The 17,114-nt window shown below is 55.8% G+C and carries 14 protein-coding genes; all 14 read right to left on the reverse strand.

Annotation, left to right across the window (positions count from 1 at the left end; all coding sequences use genetic code 11):
* Positions 1 to 2: 2 nt before the first annotated feature.
* The gene (locus tag AC2FI9_RS17350; RefSeq protein ID WP_496769371.1) at positions 3 to 1,211 is read right to left on the reverse strand and encodes a carbohydrate ABC transporter permease; all 1,209 of its coding nucleotides are present in this window, start codon (positions 1,209 to 1,211) and stop codon (positions 3 to 5) included.
* Positions 1,211 to 2,446: a carbohydrate ABC transporter permease gene (locus AC2FI9_RS17355; RefSeq protein ID WP_496741223.1), complete on the reverse strand. Its 1,236-nt coding sequence runs from the start codon at positions 2,444 to 2,446 to the stop codon at positions 1,211 to 1,213. The genes AC2FI9_RS17350 and AC2FI9_RS17355 overlap by 1 nt, the downstream gene beginning before the upstream one ends.
* Positions 2,447 to 2,512: 66 nt before the next feature.
* The gene (locus AC2FI9_RS17360; protein ID WP_496741222.1) at positions 2,513 to 3,868 is read right to left on the reverse strand and encodes an ABC transporter substrate-binding protein; all 1,356 of its coding nucleotides are present in this window, start codon (positions 3,866 to 3,868) and stop codon (positions 2,513 to 2,515) included.
* The gene (locus AC2FI9_RS17365; protein WP_496725598.1) at positions 3,865 to 4,959 is read right to left on the reverse strand and encodes a LacI family DNA-binding transcriptional regulator; all 1,095 of its coding nucleotides are present in this window, start codon (positions 4,957 to 4,959) and stop codon (positions 3,865 to 3,867) included. Before AC2FI9_RS17365 ends, AC2FI9_RS17360 begins: the two co-directional genes overlap by 4 nt.
* 654 nt (positions 4,960 to 5,613) lie before the next feature.
* Positions 5,614 to 6,567: a hypothetical protein gene (locus AC2FI9_RS17370; RefSeq protein WP_496769374.1), complete on the reverse strand. Its 954-nt coding sequence runs from the start codon at positions 6,565 to 6,567 to the stop codon at positions 5,614 to 5,616.
* Positions 6,564 to 7,157, reverse strand: a complete 594-nt coding sequence (locus AC2FI9_RS17375; RefSeq protein ID WP_496769375.1) for a hypothetical protein — start codon at positions 7,155 to 7,157, stop codon at positions 6,564 to 6,566. Before AC2FI9_RS17375 ends, AC2FI9_RS17370 begins: the two co-directional genes overlap by 4 nt.
* Positions 7,158 to 7,517: 360 nt before the next feature.
* Positions 7,518 to 8,165, reverse strand: coding sequence for a glycine-rich domain-containing protein (locus AC2FI9_RS17380; RefSeq protein ID WP_496769377.1), 648 nt, complete (start codon positions 8,163 to 8,165; stop codon positions 7,518 to 7,520).
* A gap of 403 nt (positions 8,166 to 8,568) precedes the next feature.
* Positions 8,569 to 10,086, reverse strand: coding sequence for a M81 family metallopeptidase (locus tag AC2FI9_RS17385; protein WP_496769378.1), 1,518 nt, complete (start codon positions 10,084 to 10,086; stop codon positions 8,569 to 8,571).
* Entirely contained in the window at positions 10,083 to 11,732 is a 1,650-nt protein-coding gene (locus AC2FI9_RS17390; RefSeq protein ID WP_496769380.1) for an amidohydrolase, read from the reverse strand. Before AC2FI9_RS17390 ends, AC2FI9_RS17385 begins: the two co-directional genes overlap by 4 nt.
* 11 nt (positions 11,733 to 11,743) lie before the next feature.
* Positions 11,744 to 12,667, reverse strand: coding sequence for an oligopeptide/dipeptide ABC transporter ATP-binding protein (locus tag AC2FI9_RS17395; RefSeq protein WP_496725604.1), 924 nt, complete (start codon positions 12,665 to 12,667; stop codon positions 11,744 to 11,746).
* Entirely contained in the window at positions 12,664 to 13,644 is a 981-nt protein-coding gene (locus tag AC2FI9_RS17400; RefSeq protein ID WP_496725605.1) for an ABC transporter ATP-binding protein, read from the reverse strand. Before AC2FI9_RS17400 ends, AC2FI9_RS17395 begins: the two co-directional genes overlap by 4 nt.
* Positions 13,641 to 14,498 carry an ABC transporter permease gene (locus AC2FI9_RS17405; RefSeq protein WP_496725606.1) on the reverse strand — a complete coding sequence of 286 codons (858 nt, stop codon included), beginning with the start codon at positions 14,496 to 14,498 and terminating at the stop codon, positions 13,641 to 13,643. Before AC2FI9_RS17405 ends, AC2FI9_RS17400 begins: the two co-directional genes overlap by 4 nt.
* 12 nt (positions 14,499 to 14,510) lie before the next feature.
* Positions 14,511 to 15,449, reverse strand: coding sequence for an ABC transporter permease (locus AC2FI9_RS17410; protein WP_170765187.1), 939 nt, complete (start codon positions 15,447 to 15,449; stop codon positions 14,511 to 14,513).
* Positions 15,450 to 15,535: 86 nt separating this feature from the next.
* Entirely contained in the window at positions 15,536 to 17,101 is a 1,566-nt protein-coding gene (locus AC2FI9_RS17415) for an ABC transporter substrate-binding protein (protein ID WP_496769382.1), read from the reverse strand.
* Between the last annotated feature and the right edge of the window lie 13 nt (positions 17,102 to 17,114).

Below are 17,114 nucleotides of genomic sequence, written 5' to 3' on the forward strand. Positions count from 1 at the left end.
GGTCATCCTTTGACAGACCCCGCTGTGAGGCCTTTGGTCATGAAACGTTCAAGCCCCAGGAACAGCGCCATGATCGGAACGGTGGCGATCACCGCACCGGCCATCAGGTGCTGACGGGGAATTTCTGAGGAGTTCAGCATCGTGACCCCTCGGGTCAGGGTGAATTTCGACGGGTCGTCCAGAAGCATGAAGGCCAGCAGGAACTCGTTCCAGGCAATCATGAAGACATAGAGCGAGACCGACGCCAGCGCTGGCAAGCTCAGCGGCAGGGTGATCTTCCAGATCACTGCCAGACGGGACAGGCCGTCCATCAGGCCTGCCTCTTCCACCTCGATCGGCAGGCCGCGGAAGTAACCTTGCAGCATGTAAAGCGCGACGGGGATTGTCGTGACCGGGTAGATCATAACGATGCCTAGGATCGAATTCCGCAGACCAGTCAGCGAGAATGCAATATAGATCGGAAGCGCCAGAACGATCATCGGCACCATGTAGATAAGCAGGATCGAGCGAGAGAACGCCTTTTGCCCCTGAAACCGGAAACGAGCCACGGCGTAGGCACCGGGTACGCTGAACAGTAGCGTGATGAACACGGTCAGCACCGAAACACAGAAAGACGTCCAAAGATAGGTGCCGAAATTGAAGTCGCGGAACAATTCAGTGTAGCTGCGGAACAGGGCGGTTCCCTGGGTTAGGTCCACCGAGAAATCCAGCGGGTTCTGCAACAATGCTTGCTGGGATTTCAGGCTGGTCATCACCATCACGTAGAAGGGGATGATCACGATCGCCGTGAAAAAGATATAGCCGAAACCGGTGCAGAACCGGATCACCGCGTCCTCGTATTCATGGCGGGTGAGCTCACCGATCGGTGTTTCCTTCAAAATCGCCGCCATCGACAGATGCATCACGACGGCAATACCGATCACAGTTACCAGCACGGCCTGCGTTGACGTGTCAGAGCCAATCAGAACCGGGCCAAATCCGGTGAGGCTGGACAGGCCCAACAGTGCTGAGATGCCCAGACGCGCGGGCGCGCGCTGTCGCGGGAACCGGACATATACGAGACCCGCCAACGCGCCCCATATCAGGCTCAGCAAGACCTGCGGCCGGAATGCGTCGCCTGTTGAGAACGACATGGTGATGGCGGCGGTGGTTGCGATCACCACCATCCAGAGCGCGCCCAGAACCGGGCCGGTAACATACCCTTTTCGCATCACAGACCCTCCTCTCGGCTGATGAAGCGGAAGAAGACAAAGCTGAAGGCAATCAGGCACATCAGGATCACCACGGCCACCGCCGCCCCTGCCCCGATGTTCGAGATCGCAAAGGCTTGTTCATAGACATTCACAGTCAGCGTGCGGGTGCCCGCATTGCCGCCGGTCAGCAAGAAGATGTCGTCGAATTTGTTGAACGTCCAAATGAAGCGCAGAAGGAACAGCACTGACAGAATGCCCAACAGTTGTGGGATGCTCAGCAGCCAGAACTTCTGGAACGGCGAGGCCCCGTCCATATCCGCCGCCTCGTACATGCTGCTGTCGATGGATTGCATTCGCGCCAGAATGAACAGGAAGGACAGCGGGAAGTAGCGCCAGATTTCGAACACTGTCACCATGATCAACGCCAAGGGGCGTTCGCCGAAAAAGTTGATCGGTTCACTGCTCAGCCCCATTTGAACCAACAGTGCATTGGCTGAGCCTGAGAACGGATCAAACAATGTAACCCAAGTGAACGCCACTGCGATCACCGGAGCGACATACGGGAACAGGTAGAGACCGCGTATGAACCCTTGGCCGCGGAAACTTTTGTTAAGCAGCAGGGCCGCGAACAACCCCATGACCAATGCCCCGATGGTTCCGAAGACGGTGTAGAACAGCGTCACCCAGAGCACGCCCCAGAACTCTGCCCCATCGAAGACACGGGCGTAGTTTTCCAGGCTGAATTCGAGGTTTGTCAGCACATTGGGGCCGCTGCCTGTGACACCAGGTTCCGACCCTTCGACCAACTCTTCGAACGCGTCAGGGTCGCCGTCAACGGTTACCGGAATACGAATTCTCTCGCGTTGGCCGCCATCCAAGATACCAAAATCGCAGAACAGGTCTTGCCCGTCCAGCACACACGGTTCCGCGATTTCATCAGTGGGTGTCATGCCCTCAGGCAGCACATCACTCAGAGTGACGCCGCCAATAGCAATCTCCTGACTGGAATTGCGCAGGCGATACTCGATCCGCAGATCATCGCCCGATCCACGCAAGCTTTCTCGGACAACCGGCGCAGGTGGGCGCAGGTCGGACAGGGTAAAAGGCTTGAAGCTGATCCAGATGATCGCCAGCAGCGGCAGGATCACAACAAGAGACACGCTTATCACGGTCGGAGCCAGCAATGCCCAAGCCAGGCGCGCTTCGCGCTTGGCAAGAGCCCCGGTTCCGGTCGGTGGGGTGGCCGAAGACATAAGAGACCTCAGAGGGTTGGGTGCAGCGGCGAAAATGCCGCTGCAGTTGCCGGTTGAGACAGAGTTTTACTGAACCTTGGCAAGCTCTTCGTTCATGGCTGCGACTGCGGCAGCAGCGTCAATCTCATCGTCGATATATTGACGAACGACACGGTTGATGGCCTGAGAGTTGATCATCTTCGACGCCAGAGAGAGCTGCCCGTCGGTTACACCCCAGCGCTGCGCGACATCCAAACCTCCGACGATCTCATCAATCATGGCCTGATCGTACAGTTCACCCAAAGGTGCTTTGCGATCCACACCTACCGGCAGTTCCGCCCAAGCGTCGGCAAAAGCTGTTGGATTGTCAGCATTTCCGCGACGTACCGGAAACTTGCCTTCGGGTGCGATGGCCAGAGTTTGCGTATAACCGTCATCCATCGCGAACTTCACAAAGTCCATCGCAGCGTCGGTATCGGCATCACTGGTGATCCCGAAATACCGCACGTCACCCCAGGCTGCACCGTCTGGATTGGATGGACCGGAGAAATTGGTGACGATCCCCGTTTTGGTTGCCAGCTCGCTCGACGTCGGGTCGTCGGAAATGGTCGGCGGGGCGCTGTCACGCAGACCGGCCAGTTCGTCCAAAATGAACGGCGACCAGATGATCATTGCGGCCTTGCCATCGAAGTACAGCTCGCGGGACTGCTTCCAATACAGCTCACCGGGGGGCGACGCTTTCGAGATCGCCTTATAGAAGTCCAGGACCTCGGTGGTTTTGGCTTCGTCCAATGCTTGGAAGCCGTCCGGGCCTACAGGGCTAACGCCGTTGGCAAGGAACACATGTTCCAGAACCTGGCTCATGAAATTCTCATCAACCTTGGTCGCGGCAACAAATCCGTACATCTCTGGCGGGTTGTGCAGTTTCTCCAAAGCAGCCAAAACGTTGGCGAATGAACTCGGGGCATCCAGTCCGGCTTCGTCGAACAGATCCTTGCGATATACGACCATCTGTGTCCAACCATCGACTGGCACGGATGCGGTTTCATCGTTGAAGGCTGCCATAGTCAGCGCACCGGGCGCGAAGGTATCGGCCCCCAGCTCTTCGATCACTTCGGTTGCGGCTTCGGTGTCCAGAATACCCGCTTCTGCCCAAGGCAAGGCGTATTGCAGCGGATGGTAGACCACGTCCGGCAAATCTCCGGCCGCGAAGGCCGCAGTAGCACGAGTGCCCAGGTCTGTTTCGGTTACCGGGATGACCTCAACTGTGGTGCCAGTTTCGGCTTTAAATTGATCCGCCATTTCCTGCTGCTTCGCCAAGCGTTCAGGCTGTTCCTCGGTCGTCCAAAAGCGAATTGTATCTGCTTGCGCAGATACCGCCGTCAAGACAATCGCGAGTGATGTTCCAAGCAGCAATCGAGATGCATTTGGTGAATGTTTCATAGGCGGTCTCCTCCCCGGTTATGATCATTGGAATTTCGTATTTTTTGCGCCAGCTCTTCAGGCGTCAGCCTTGGTGGCCCGTCAGATTTCCGTTCAATAAGAACTGCTTCTCTGATTTCGCGTAGATTTTTTGGTTCTTCACCTCTGGTCTGGCGTATGAGTAATGTAGCAAGACGCTCACCAGCACGCTGCGAGTCCACACTAAAGGTCGTCAGTCCTGGATTGACGTATTGGCATTCGGGAATGCCGTCATATCCAAGGATTGAAACGTCTTTTCCGATTTCAAGGCCAAGCTCAGCGCAAACTGGATAACACCCTAAAGCAGCTAAGTCGGTCGCAAACACGATCGCGGTTGGCGGGTGTTCCAAATTTAACAGCGCCCGCGCTTCGATCGCCCCTTCTTCGCGTGTCCGGGCACCTTCTCGGATCAATTCGGGATCATCCCGCAAACCCGCAACTTTTTGACCTTCGAGATACCCGTCGCGGCGCAGGTGGCTGTAGTTGAACTTCGGATCACTGCCGACATAACCGATACGGCTATGGCCAAAGCTGACCAAGCGAACGACCGCATTCCGGATTGCCGTCTCACCGGATATATCAAACCATGACATATCATCCATAGGATCCGATTGGCCGTATTCTGTCCGCCCGTATAGGATAAATGGGACCTGCAATTCTTTGAGGTACTTTACCCGCGCGTCGTCCACTTCGGTCCGGGGCAAAATGAAACCATCTGCCTTGCGTTCTTCGACAAGACGTCCCAACACATTGAGCATATCTTTCCCGGACTTTGCCGTGGAAATTGTCATTGTCCAGTCCGACGCACTGGCTGCTTCGCAAGCGCCTGCCAGAAAATCCTGAAGAAACGGGTTGTGCTGGTCCGGTTCTTCGCTGTTGATGACCATCGCAATAGCGCGAACTTTTCCTGTTCGAATAGCCTGCGCGTGACTGAGCGGGCGATAGCCCATCTTTCTTGCCGTGACCTCAACTCTCTTTCGCGTGACTTCTGAGATGTCTGAATACCCGTTCAATGCGCGCGATACCGTGCTCTTTGAAAGCCCGAGATGATCCGCCAATTCGTCGAGTTTCACCCGCCGTGGCGGTGAGGGGTTCCTAGACTGAGATTGGCGATTTTGCAGATTGGGATTCGTTGTCATCCTACTACTTGTTCGCTTCGAAACCGGTTTCGGCAACAAAAAAAGTCGAACGACCTCTCAGGTGACTTGATTGAAACGTTAAACGTACTGTGTTCCGACGTTCACGCCACCATCTCGACGCTTCGGTGAGTTGACGAAACCCAGTCCGCGCCGGCGAGCATTCCAGTGGCACGCAATGGTCGCTCCGGCTCGTAAATCTGGACCAGGGTTATTCACCATCCGCATTCGTACACGCGGCTTTAGGCAATCATCTTAGGCGCGTTATTTACACTCGCTCCCTGTTCCCACATGTGTCGCGAAATCCGTAACTGTTTCAGCGTGCTTGTTAGCCTATTTCTGGAACTCGCACGAAGAACCGAATAGATGGTTAAAGGCTCGGGGATTTTTCCTTTATCTCTCGACGTAAGCGCTGAAGGCAAAAACCGAAGGTCAGCTATTGGACAGCCTGATCGATCAGATTGCACCCGTAGCGAAAGGGCCTCTCCGGTTGCCAGAGCCGATGCACAAATTCTTTTGCAAAGCCGTCCTATTCCCTTCGATTGATTTTGAAGACCCAATCCGATATCCAGTCCGGCTGCGTGTTCAGTGTCAAAGCAGAGCCCAGCCCAAGACCAGCAAACCAAACGATGGAGGGTGCCATGTAGTTCTGAAACTGCATGAAAGGCCAAAGACATGGCCCACTACAAACGCAAACGTCCCCGCACCGTGCCTGGGAACGGGTACTCGCTCTTGGGTCTGAGCCGTCGTCTCGGAAAAGACCTGGATGATGTCCGGTGGCTCGGCAATTGGCCGCGCGGCCACGACATCATCTTTCACACACGTCCAACAAGACGCAAATCCAAGGCCCTTGCGCTTGGCATCCTGAAAGGCGCTGATCCTGATGACATTGCTTGGCCGGATAGCCGCAAACCCCATCACTACTACTGGTGAGCATGCACGGCGGAGCATCAGCTTGGCTCCGCCACTTGCTTTTCTTGGTTCAAACAGTCGTTGGTATTTTCGGGTTGGTCTGACGTGTAACCCCTCATCGTCAATTCCCGAACAATATCTCGTATCTCTTTCGGATTCCTGGCAGTAGTCGAGAATTTCCTTACGCGTCGCAGCATCGAACGGCGGCCCAGCGAGGATTTTGCGTATTGCCCGGCGCTTGCTCTCGTGTTCGCGCGCAGGGAGTCCGTGGCATCGCAAAGCGGCGAGCAGGCTGCCCCGGGTGCCACTGGGGACACCATGCATCTCAGTGGTTGGCAGGCCGTTCGTAAGGCGCATGTGCTCGGCATACAGGTCGATGACGTTGACGGGCAGGTCCCACCCCAATGCCCAGAACGCCTCGATCTCGGCGGCAGCGAAGTAGGCCACCACTAGGCTGTTTGGACCGGTCGGGAACGGGGCCTTTTGGCCCAGTTCGTCTCCGAACCGACTCGTGACTTCCCCGGTCCATAGGTCCTTTGCCACAAGACAGATCACACGCATGGTGCCGTCATCCATCGGGATGAACTCGAAGTCGACCGAGATCGGGCGTAGGGGTAGGTACACCGTCTTCACTTCTCCCAGCGCCAGGCTTTCAGAACCGGGTGGTCAATGTCGACAATCAGGGCCTTTCGGAACGCCAACCACATGATTGATACGCGTTCCACATCTTCCGGCCAGCGTGGTTTCTTGCGTTGAAACTCTGCAATATGCACGTCGTACTGGCCCGCATCGCGGCCCCAAGTCATACGGACCCATTGGCCTTGGCCGTCAACACAGGCTTCATGCTTGGCTTCTGTAGCCGAGTGCATGTTTCCGTCGATGTCCGCCTCTTTAACCAGCAGGAGTTGGAGCTTCATGTTAGCGGTACAGATTAGATAGCCAGTCATGAATTGCAGGCCGCCTGAACCTTCCAACTCGTCCGCAATATCGAGTGTCAGGTAGTACGGCATCCGTTCCATATCCTCGCTGGTAGGGTCTATGAAAACCGGGATACCCGGGAAGACGCCGTCATGGTGAACGCGGAACCACACCTTTGTCTTGGTGAGAACCGGTATTGGCGACGGTTGCCGGATGATGGAGGGTCTGTCGCCGGACTTAGCGCGTTCCGCACGAACCTGCTCGGCTTGGGCGAAGACATCCTTGGCGCTTGACTTGCTTTGCATTTTTTAGCGGTTTTGCACGGCTGGAATTTTTTCGAAATTACCTTGGGGTTTTTCGGGCCGTCACAGTTTTCTGAATCGCTCATGATGCACCTACCGCATGAGCGTTTAGCCAGTCGTCAAGATCGGTTGTTTTGTAGACGATACAGCCCGCTATTTTAATGAAACGAGGCCCGCCCGACCGATTGCTTTGCACTCTAAGTTTAGCGAGTTTTGACGTTGATATGCCGCAATAGGCGGCGGCTGCATGGCAGCGGAGGTATGGGGTCGCGATTTTGGGTCAATCCGATCAAGGACGAAATTTCCATTCTACGACCGTAATACGGCCCAGAGCAACCGTAGCCGGAATGAGCGACTGACGGCTCAATCGCCGCAGCCACCACCGTCGCCGGAAGCACAGTCACCTGCATCTTTGTCGGCAAAAGGGTCATCACTTTCAAAAATCAGCGTCAGCTCACTTCTGGAGGTCAGGCTATTGAGGGTGATAACAAAACAGACAAGCGGTACGCTTAGCCAAAGCACTCCAAACAAAAGATCGCCACTTTGAACAATGGAGCTGGCGCCGATGCAAATGAACACCAGCAAGAAGATCAGCATTGTGAAAGTACCAACTCTGTCTTTCCGCTTCCAAATCCCTTTTGGGGGTGTTCCAAACAGGTCCGAATAGGCTTTGACTGTGGCTTTATAGTCTTCCAGATGTTGGAGCCCGTGACCGCCGGGGTTGTGGTGTACTGGTTTGCCCAGCTTCTTGCAAAAGACATCCCAATAGTCGCGGCTGTGTTGCATGTGCAAATGCCAAATTAAATCGACCGCGCTTGAGGGAACGTTACGCTCTGGTCGCGTGGCACAAAGATACATGAACTTTTGATATTCGGCGATAGCCACATTGGCGGTATCGCGAGAGATGCGGTTTTCGGCCATTAGTTGTTCAATGAACGGCGAGCCTGCAGCATCATCAGGCATTTTATGCGTCTTAATCAGCTCCCATAGCTGAGTATTGAGAGAGGTCATCGGAGCCTCCTATGTTTTCTCTTTTTTCAATTTTTGACTAACGCACAAATATGACAAGTATGTGACACCTTGCCGATCTTCTCGGCATGTCGAAGCACTCACAGATTACGTTGGATGTCCCGCTCTTCGTTCGTCATCAAAACTTCCTCCACCCCAAATCAGGGAATTTACAGGAAGTGTCCCGAGAGCCCGTGAATACCCGCACACTTGTAAAAAGTGCCGCTTGGGACACCGTTCTCTGTTACACAATACCCCCACAATCAAGCGACAGAATTGAATCCTCGGAAATGCGGCAGTGATTAGCAACGGAATGAGGGCGCGATTTGGTATTCATTCTTTCATTGCCAAGCGATTATGTTCAAAAACTAGGGTAGCAACACACTGAGATTGGGTGGTTCAGAATTCAATAGACTTTCATTTTGTGTTGGCTAGAAGACGCACTGCGAGTGCTGGGCAACCTCCTGGTGATACAAGTGTAGGGGATTTTCTCGAGATCGCAGAGAAAGGCACCTGGCGAAGAGATCGAAAAAACATCGCTTGCAGTAGATTCGAAGTCTGCTCGGAAATGCGTCGTGCTTTTTACGCAAATCACTGAATAGTTTGTGGGATTCAGCCCTATATGGGTAAAATGCGCACGATCAAGGCATTGGTTGCGAATACTCGTCACAACGAGGTCAATCTCGGCCTCATACCCAACCAATCTTAGTGCTGCCGTCTTGCCGAGCGTCGCAACGCCGCCGCCATACATTTCTCCGGTATAGCGGCACGTGCCATCACCCACAGCAAGGACTTCAAACTCTGCCATGACCGGAACGTTGCCAGCCAGGTCAGACTTTGCGCCGATAGCCAAATTGACCAACGCGCCTTCACCTGCCACATGGGCCTGATTTGCACTTTCCGGATCATGGAACAGACCCATCAGTACGCCTTTTACCCCGCCTTCAATCAGTGCCGCCAACAGTCCAGTGGTGTCGGACGTCCCGCCTGCCCCAGCATTATCTTGAACATCTGCCAGAACGACTGGCCCTACCCGACTTTGACCGCATGTCGAAACTGCCTCCTCCAAAGACAACATCGTGCAATCAAGATCTGCTTCCCGGGCCGCAAACAAGTTGACGATTTCTTCAGCGGCGGCGGCGGCGCTATCGGCAGTGGCTGCATAAGCAATGCACGATGGCCCGGTGTCGGGGAAATCCGCTGCCGTGAATCCAAGAGCGATCTCCGCCAGAATTCCCTGCTGCTCCAACCTTGTCGGCTTTAGATAAATTTCATCGAAAGGAGGAGAACCAGTGTATTGTGCATGCAGAGGGATGAGGTAAGGCACGGTCCGGAACGCCTTGTATAGGGCTCCGCCAGTTAGCAATCGTTGCAAAACCGGAACGCATCTGGCACCTGTCTCTGCCATATCCAAATGAGGGTAAGTGCGAAAAACTGACAGGTAGTCCGCATGCGCCACCATCCGAGCCGAGACGTTGGCGTGTAGATCCAAACTTGCGACGACAGGGACAGTGGAACCCACAAGCTCTCGAATGCGGCGCAAAATCTCTCCTTCACCGTCAGCATGGCTTTCGGTGACCATTGCCCCATGGAGATCAAGATAAACGCCGTCAATCGGGCCTGCATCGCGAATGCCGTCCAACAGCATCCCGCAAATCGCCTCAAAGGCGTGATCGGTGACATGCGCGGACGGCTCGGCTGAGCACCACAGAATTGGCACAACCTCAAACCCAGCCGCTTTAGCGGTCGCAGCAAATCCTGCGATCGGTAAGTTCATGCCATCGCTTTCCAACAAGACCTTTTCGCCGCGCAACATTCCGGGCCAGGAATCCGCCATCTCGAACTCGTGCAGACCGGCCTTTGTCACACCAAAGCAGTTCGTTTCATGCTGAAACCCTGCGATCACAATACGCCTGATCGTCATTCCATACGCTCGATTACTTGTTCAGCATGCGGCACACCAAAGACAATTTGACCATTGCGGATCGTTTCAAGCACCTGTGTATCGGTCAGGTGCTCAGGAGCGATTAGTGGGTTACGCGAAAGGATAACGAAGTCAGCTACTTTACCCGGTTCGATAGACCCACGCTGATCTTCTTTGAAGACCTGCCAAGCGGCATCGATGGTCTGAGAACGCAAAGCTGACAGAACGCTGATCTTCTGATCCTCGCCCAGTACACGGCCTGAAGAGGTTTTCCGATTTACCGCGCAATGGGCCAGGTGGATCGGACGTGTTGGCGTGACCGATGCATCATTGTGGATCGTGTATCGCACGCCAAACCGTTCTGCTGATGCGGCCGGGGATATCCGCTCGGACCGCTCAGGCCCAAGGAAGGAGTCGTAATGGCGATCCCCCCAGAAATACACATGAGCGGGGAAGAAACTAACAGTAAGACCAAGCTGGGCCATGCGCTTAAGCTGATCATCCCGCAGGGCCTGACCATGGATGATAGTATGACGGTGATCTTGGCGTGGGTGCGCCTGAAGCGCTTTGTCCACTGCATCAATGAACATCTCGGCGCCGGCATCGCCATTGCAGTGGCAATGAATCTGCAAACCCGAACAATGGAGATTGCTGACATCAGCATCCAGCTGCTCTTGCGAGGTGTAAGTCATCCCACAAGGGTGTTCTGGATCAGACGGCTTGAAATACGGGGCAGTCAGATACGCGGTCTGCAGTTGAAAGGCCCCATCCGTGAACAGTTTGCGCGGACCTAGTGTGAAATGCGGGTTGCCGGGCCAGTTCGTGCCGATCCATTGGGTACTTAGCTCTGGCTCCAGATTTCCGACGGGTAACAGCTCGATATTAATTCCCGGATCATGATCGGCGGGCAGACTGGCGAAGTGATCCAGCATAGTTTGCGACGTCCAGGCATTTTGGGCATAGGTCACCCCATGGGTCAGATATTCGTCACGGCAGGCATCAAAGCCCTGCCAGAACCTTTCGCGGTCGATCAGGAAATCGGTATCGCCCATCTCGCCCATGGCCGATAACCCTTCGATCAATCCCGTTAGGGTTCCGGTTTCGGGATCACGGCCAAAGCGGCCGCCCTCTGGGTCAGGTGTGTGACGGGTTACACCGCGCCTTTCCAGCGCAAGAGAATTGGCCACACCATTGTGGCCCGAGGCATGGATTACCCAGATTGGATGACGTTGCGATACGTCGTCCAACTCGGCCCGCGTCGGCATGCGACCTTCGAAAATAGAGGTATTGTCAATCGACACCCCCATGATCCATTCACCCTCGGGCGTTGCGTTGGCCTTTTCCCGAAGCCTGTCCAACGCCTGCGCCATGGTCCGGCAATCCCCTAAAGGAGGCGACGACAAGTCAACTCGGAACAGCCGAATGAACCCCGTATCCGGGAAATGCCCGTGAGGGTCAATAAACGCGGGCATCAGAGTACGCCCCTGCAGGTTGCGTTCCTGAGTATCTGCAGGCATGCAAGCGCGCAGATCGGCCTCGGTTCCAACGTTCTTGATCTTGTCTCCTTCGGTCAGAACGGCCTCCGGCGAAGAATTCTGCGCATCCATAGTCAGGATTGTGCCGTTGAAAAAAAGTGTACTTGGCATTGGATTTCCTACTACGACAACGGCGCCAGACAACGCAGCCCGTGGCCGCCGTCCACTTCCCATTGTGGGGTCTGAGTGCAAATGTCCTTTGCAAAAGGACAGCGTTCACGGAATTCACATCCAGAGGGGCGTTTGAGCAGGCTGGGAGGCTCACCTTTTAGGGCGATCCGTTCCAACCGCGCATCCGGATCGGGTTCTGGGTTGGCGCTTAAGAGGCAGCGGGTGTATGGGTGGCGCGGATCGCTGAAAATCGTCTCGGTTGTGCCTTCTTCTACTAATCGACCTAGATACATGATGCCCATTCTGTCGGCCACGTGCCGTACAACGCTGAGGTTATGGGTGATGATTACCATCGCCAGTCCCAGCCGTTCGCGCAGATCGTTGAGCAGGTTCAAAAGTTCACCCTGCACCGACACGTCGAGGCCTGCGGTCGGTTCATCCGCGAGGATCAATTTCGGCTCCAACGCCAGCGCTCGGGCCACGCCTACTCGCCGCGCTTGCCCACCCGACAACTGGTAGGGATAGCGATCTGCAAAATGCGTGGGCAGATTGACCATTTCCAGCAGTCGCTTGGCTTCTGCATCCAGATCTTTGTCTTTCATACCCTGAATACGGTAAGGCTCAGTGATCAGGCTGCGGATTGTCAGACGCGGCGACAGGCTTCCCACCGGATCCTGAAACATCATTGCCATGTCTTTACGCAGCGGACGCATGACACGTTCCGGCGCGCCGCGAATTTCCTGCCCCTCAAAAGTGACTGAGCCGTCTTGCGCAGGCGCAAGACCCGCAATGGCGCGAATAACAGTCGTTTTGCCAGAACCGCTTTCGCCAACCAGCGCGTAAGTCTCGCCGGGTTGCACGGTAAAGCTGACACCCGCCAAAACATTGACTGGGCCATAGCTAGTTTTAAGGTCCACGACGTTCAGCAAGCTCATGTTGTGACCTCCTCGTGGTTTAGCCAGCATGCGGCGTGATGGCCTTCTTTCAATTGATCCAACGGCGGAACTTCGGTGGCGCACCGTGCCATCGCTTGATCACAACGATCGCGGAAGATGCAGCCACCCGGTAGGTTGGCCAGATCAGGCACTTCACCGGGAATGGTCGGCAAAACACGCGCTCGTTCTTTGATATGACCGGGGTCACATTCGATCAGGCGGCGTGTGTAGGGGTGTTTTGGGTTGTGAAAAATCTCACGTACGTCCCCGCTTTCGACAACCGCACCAGCATACATCACCACCACCCGGTCACAGAGTTCCGCGATCACGCCCAAATGGTGCGAAATAAACAGGATGGCACAGTGAAACTCGCGCTGCAGCTCTTGCAGGCGTTCGATGATCTGCACCTCTAACGTTGCGTCCAGCGCTGTCGTCGGCTCATCCGCGATCAAAAGGTCAGGTTCGGACATCAATGCCATTGCAATGGCGATCCGTTGGCGCATCCCGCCCGAGAATTCATGCGGATACTGCTTTAGGCGCGCCTCGGGATCAGGAATGCCAACAGCGCCCAGCATCTTGGCCGCGTGGGCCAGCTTGTCCGCCTTTGACTGTTTGGAGCGGTGCTGAATGTCCAGCATCTGCTGCCCAATGGTCAAAACCGGATTGTGCGTTTGCATCGGGTCCTGAAAAACGATGGAAATGTCCGCCCCGCGCAGATCGCGCATATGTCGTTCGGAGGCCTGCAGCAAATCTTGCCCCTTGAACCTGATCTCTCCTTCGCGGAACCGCGTATTAGGCGCTGTCAAACGCAGGATAGACGAGATCAGAGTGGACTTACCGCAGCCGGATTCCCCGACGATGCCAACGATTTCGCCCTTGTTGACGTCGAATGTAATGTCCCTCAGAGCTTTGAGGTCACCACGGCCTGTTTCGTAATCGACGCTGAGGTGGTCGATTTCCAGAAGTGTCTCAGTCATCGCTGCTTCCTCAGTTTCGGGTCAACCACGTCGCGCAGGCTTTCGCCCAGAAATGTGAAACCAAGCGTTGCCAAGATGATCGGCAGACCCCCGCCCACCACCAGCCACGGCGTTTGACGGATCAGAGAATAGCCATCCTTAAGCAAAGCACCCCAGCTGGGCGTCGGGGGTTTCACACCCAGCCCCAAAAAGGACAGGCCCGCCTCCAGCGCGATGACTGTCGGGATATCCATCGCCGCCAGCACAGCTAGAACGCCGATGATATTGGGCAGCATATGCACGCCTAGAATGCGCGCCATGCTGGCTCCCATCGACCGCTCGGCCAGAATGAATTCAGAATTGCGCAGGGTCAGCGTCTGGGTCCGGGCCACGCGCCCATAGGTCGGGATTGAGGTTGCCATGACCACGAACACCACAGTTTGCAGACTGGGTCCGACAAGAGCCACAACGGCCAAGGCGAACATCACCGTCGGAAAGGACCGGATGGTATCGAAGAACAACATCAGAAGGTTATCCAGCCATTTCGGCCCATACCCGGCAATCATGCCCAATGTCAGGCCAATCGCCATTGCACCGAACACGGCCGGCAATGCAACCTTGAGCGCAACCTGCCCCCCCGCGATGACCCGCGAAAACGTATCGCGCCCCAATTGGTCTGTACCCAGCAGATGTGCGGCGGACGGTCCTTGCAAGCGGGATTTGATATCCATCGCAATCGGATCATATGGAACGATCCAATAGGCGAAGATTGCGCAGAACACGATTACGCCGACGATGATCAGGCCCATAAGTCCAAGCGGGTCACGGGCGACGCCGATGATGATCTGCCCAAGTTCGGAACGAGATTTTTCCATAACGCTCCCTCCTCAATGAGCCGTGCGTGCGCGTGGGTCGAGCAACGCATTGATCAGGTCTGCCAACGCGGTCGACACCACGAACAACGCCGTTGATATGAGGACCGAACCCATAACAATCGGGTAGTTTCGGGTGGTGATGCTATCGATCACCAGTTTGCCCAGACCCGGTCGGGCAAAGACAATTTCTGCAAAAACGGCGGAGCTGAGAAGAAAGCCCATCCCTACCCCGATCACGGTAACGACCGGCAAAATGGCGATCCGCAGTGCATAAACCATGACCACGCGACGCTCGGCGATCCCAAAGGCGCGCGCGGTGCGCACATGGCTTTCGCCCATAACCTCGAGCATCGAAGCGCGTACAAGTCGAGCAATATAGCCGACCCAGCTGAGGCCGATCGCAAAGGCTGGCAGAACCAGATGGTCGAGACGGTCCCAGAACCCCTCTCCGGCACCGATGGCGGGAAACCATTGCAAATGCACGGCGAATACCAGCAGCGCTAAAAGCGCGACAACAAAGGCCGGGGCAGCCACGAAGCTGACGGATATTGCGGCGGCGATCCGGTCGATCAGCGTGTTGGGATGCGCCGCCGCATAGGCACCAAGTGCGATGCCCAGGCTTGCAGACCACAGGATTGACGCAAAAATCAGTTCCAGCGTGAACGGCAATTGCTGGAACACGATATCGGTCACGGAACGGCCCGAGAAAACATCGGTTCCAAGGTCACCCTGCAAAAGGTTTCCGTAAAAGATCAAAAGCTGTTTCCAGATCGGTTGATCAAGCCCCAGCGCCGCTGTGAGTTGGGCCTGAAGTTCGGGCGTGGCACGCGGGCCCAGCATGATCTGGACCGGATCGCCAGGCACGGCGCGGATCATCAGGAACATGACGGTGACCGCCACGAACAGGATGAGCAGCGACAGCCCGAAGCGACGGGTTGCGAAATTCAGCATGGCCAACTGGCTCCTTAAGGCTTGATGGCGTTAGTATTGGTACGACGGACATTTCCAGCCCGCCGTACCCATTCGAACTGGGGTGGTCAGGTCGCCTTGCCGAAATAACGAAGCAGGGACAGGCCATCTGGCCGCAGCGCTGGAATGACACGTGCGCTGTGAATAACCGGTGTCGCCTCGTGTGTGATAAAGCGGTAAGCACCGCTTTCCTCCATCAGATCCTGCGCGCGCTGATACATTTCCGCCCGCTTGGCGACATCCGTTTCAGCTGCAGCCGTTTCATGGATTTCGTTGAATTCAGGACTGTCAAAGCGTTCCCAGTTCCACTTTCCGATCTGTTCAGGCGTGAACCACGACGTCGCATAATACGGATCGGGCGTCATCGAATAGCGGTTCAAAACAAGCTGCAGGTTTTCATTGTCACCAGACGCCCAGAACGCCCCGGATTCCAGAACGTTCACCTCAACCGTGATCCCGATCTGCGCGAGCGTGGCCTGAATGATCTGAGCGGTTGTCGTGAACGTCGTCTTGTTCAACGTGTCGAGGGTCAGTGTAACGTTGGTTTCACCGGATTCCGCCAGCAGTTGCGCCGCTTTCTCAAAATCCGCCGCCGGTGGCACCAGCGAAGAAGCCCGATGCCCGGCGAGGCCCGGTGCGATGATGCCGGTCGCTGGTTCGGCAGCGCCAAAATAGGCGGCCTCCAGAATGCTGGGTACATCCACTGCGTGCTGAATCGCTTGCCGCAGTTTTTGATTTTGAAGCTTCGGATGCTCGACGTTCATGCCCATCCAGACATAGTAGAGCGAGGGCTTCTCAACCAACGATCCGCCATTGGGCACCCCGGCACGATACCGTTCGACCGAACCCAGCGACACGCGGGTGACGTCCAGTTCACCGGCCTCAAAAGCGATCTCGGCGGTGTTTTCATCGTCAATCGGATAGATCTCGACGGTGTCCCAAGTGGGCGCGTCCCCTTTCCAGTCGGGGTTGCGCTTAAGAACCGTCTTTTCCTTGGGCGACCAGCTGTCCCGCAGATATGGGCCGGACTCTGCCACCGGATCAGCGCCGATCCGGCCACCGGCGGCTTCGACAGCGGCCTTCGACACGATGTTGCCGGTAATGTAGGGAAGGGCGATCGACCAGATCGGTGCGAACGGTTTGTTCAGCACGATCGTGCCTTCGCGTTCGCTGGTCACGTCCACGTGGCTGAATGACCCCAGATCGGGCTTGTTCGGACTGTCGGTTGCGTCGTCCACGATCCGTTCCATGCTGAACTTGACGTCCTCGGCGGTCATGGCGCCAAATCCATTGGTGAACCCGATATCGTCACGCAACGCGAACTTGATATGGGTCGGATCAACCTGCTCGATCATCGTGGCGGCATCCATCTGCCAGCCCCATTCCTCGCCTGGTTTGTACTGGATCAGCTTGTTGTAGATCGAGGCATGAACCTCTTCTTCAACGACACCAACAGAATGGGCCGGATCCATATTCTGCGCATCGCCATAGGCTCGCACCCGCAGCACGCCGTCATCTGCAGCAAGCACACGGTTCGCCCATCCCATCGGAAGCGCCGTAGCGGCCCCAAGCGCGGTTGCGCCCTTCAGAAACCCCCGGCGGCCTACATTGGCCTTTGTCCATTCGATCTTCATAGTATCCTCCCTT

The organism is Ruegeria sp. CDSA246, from assembly GCF_059611225.1.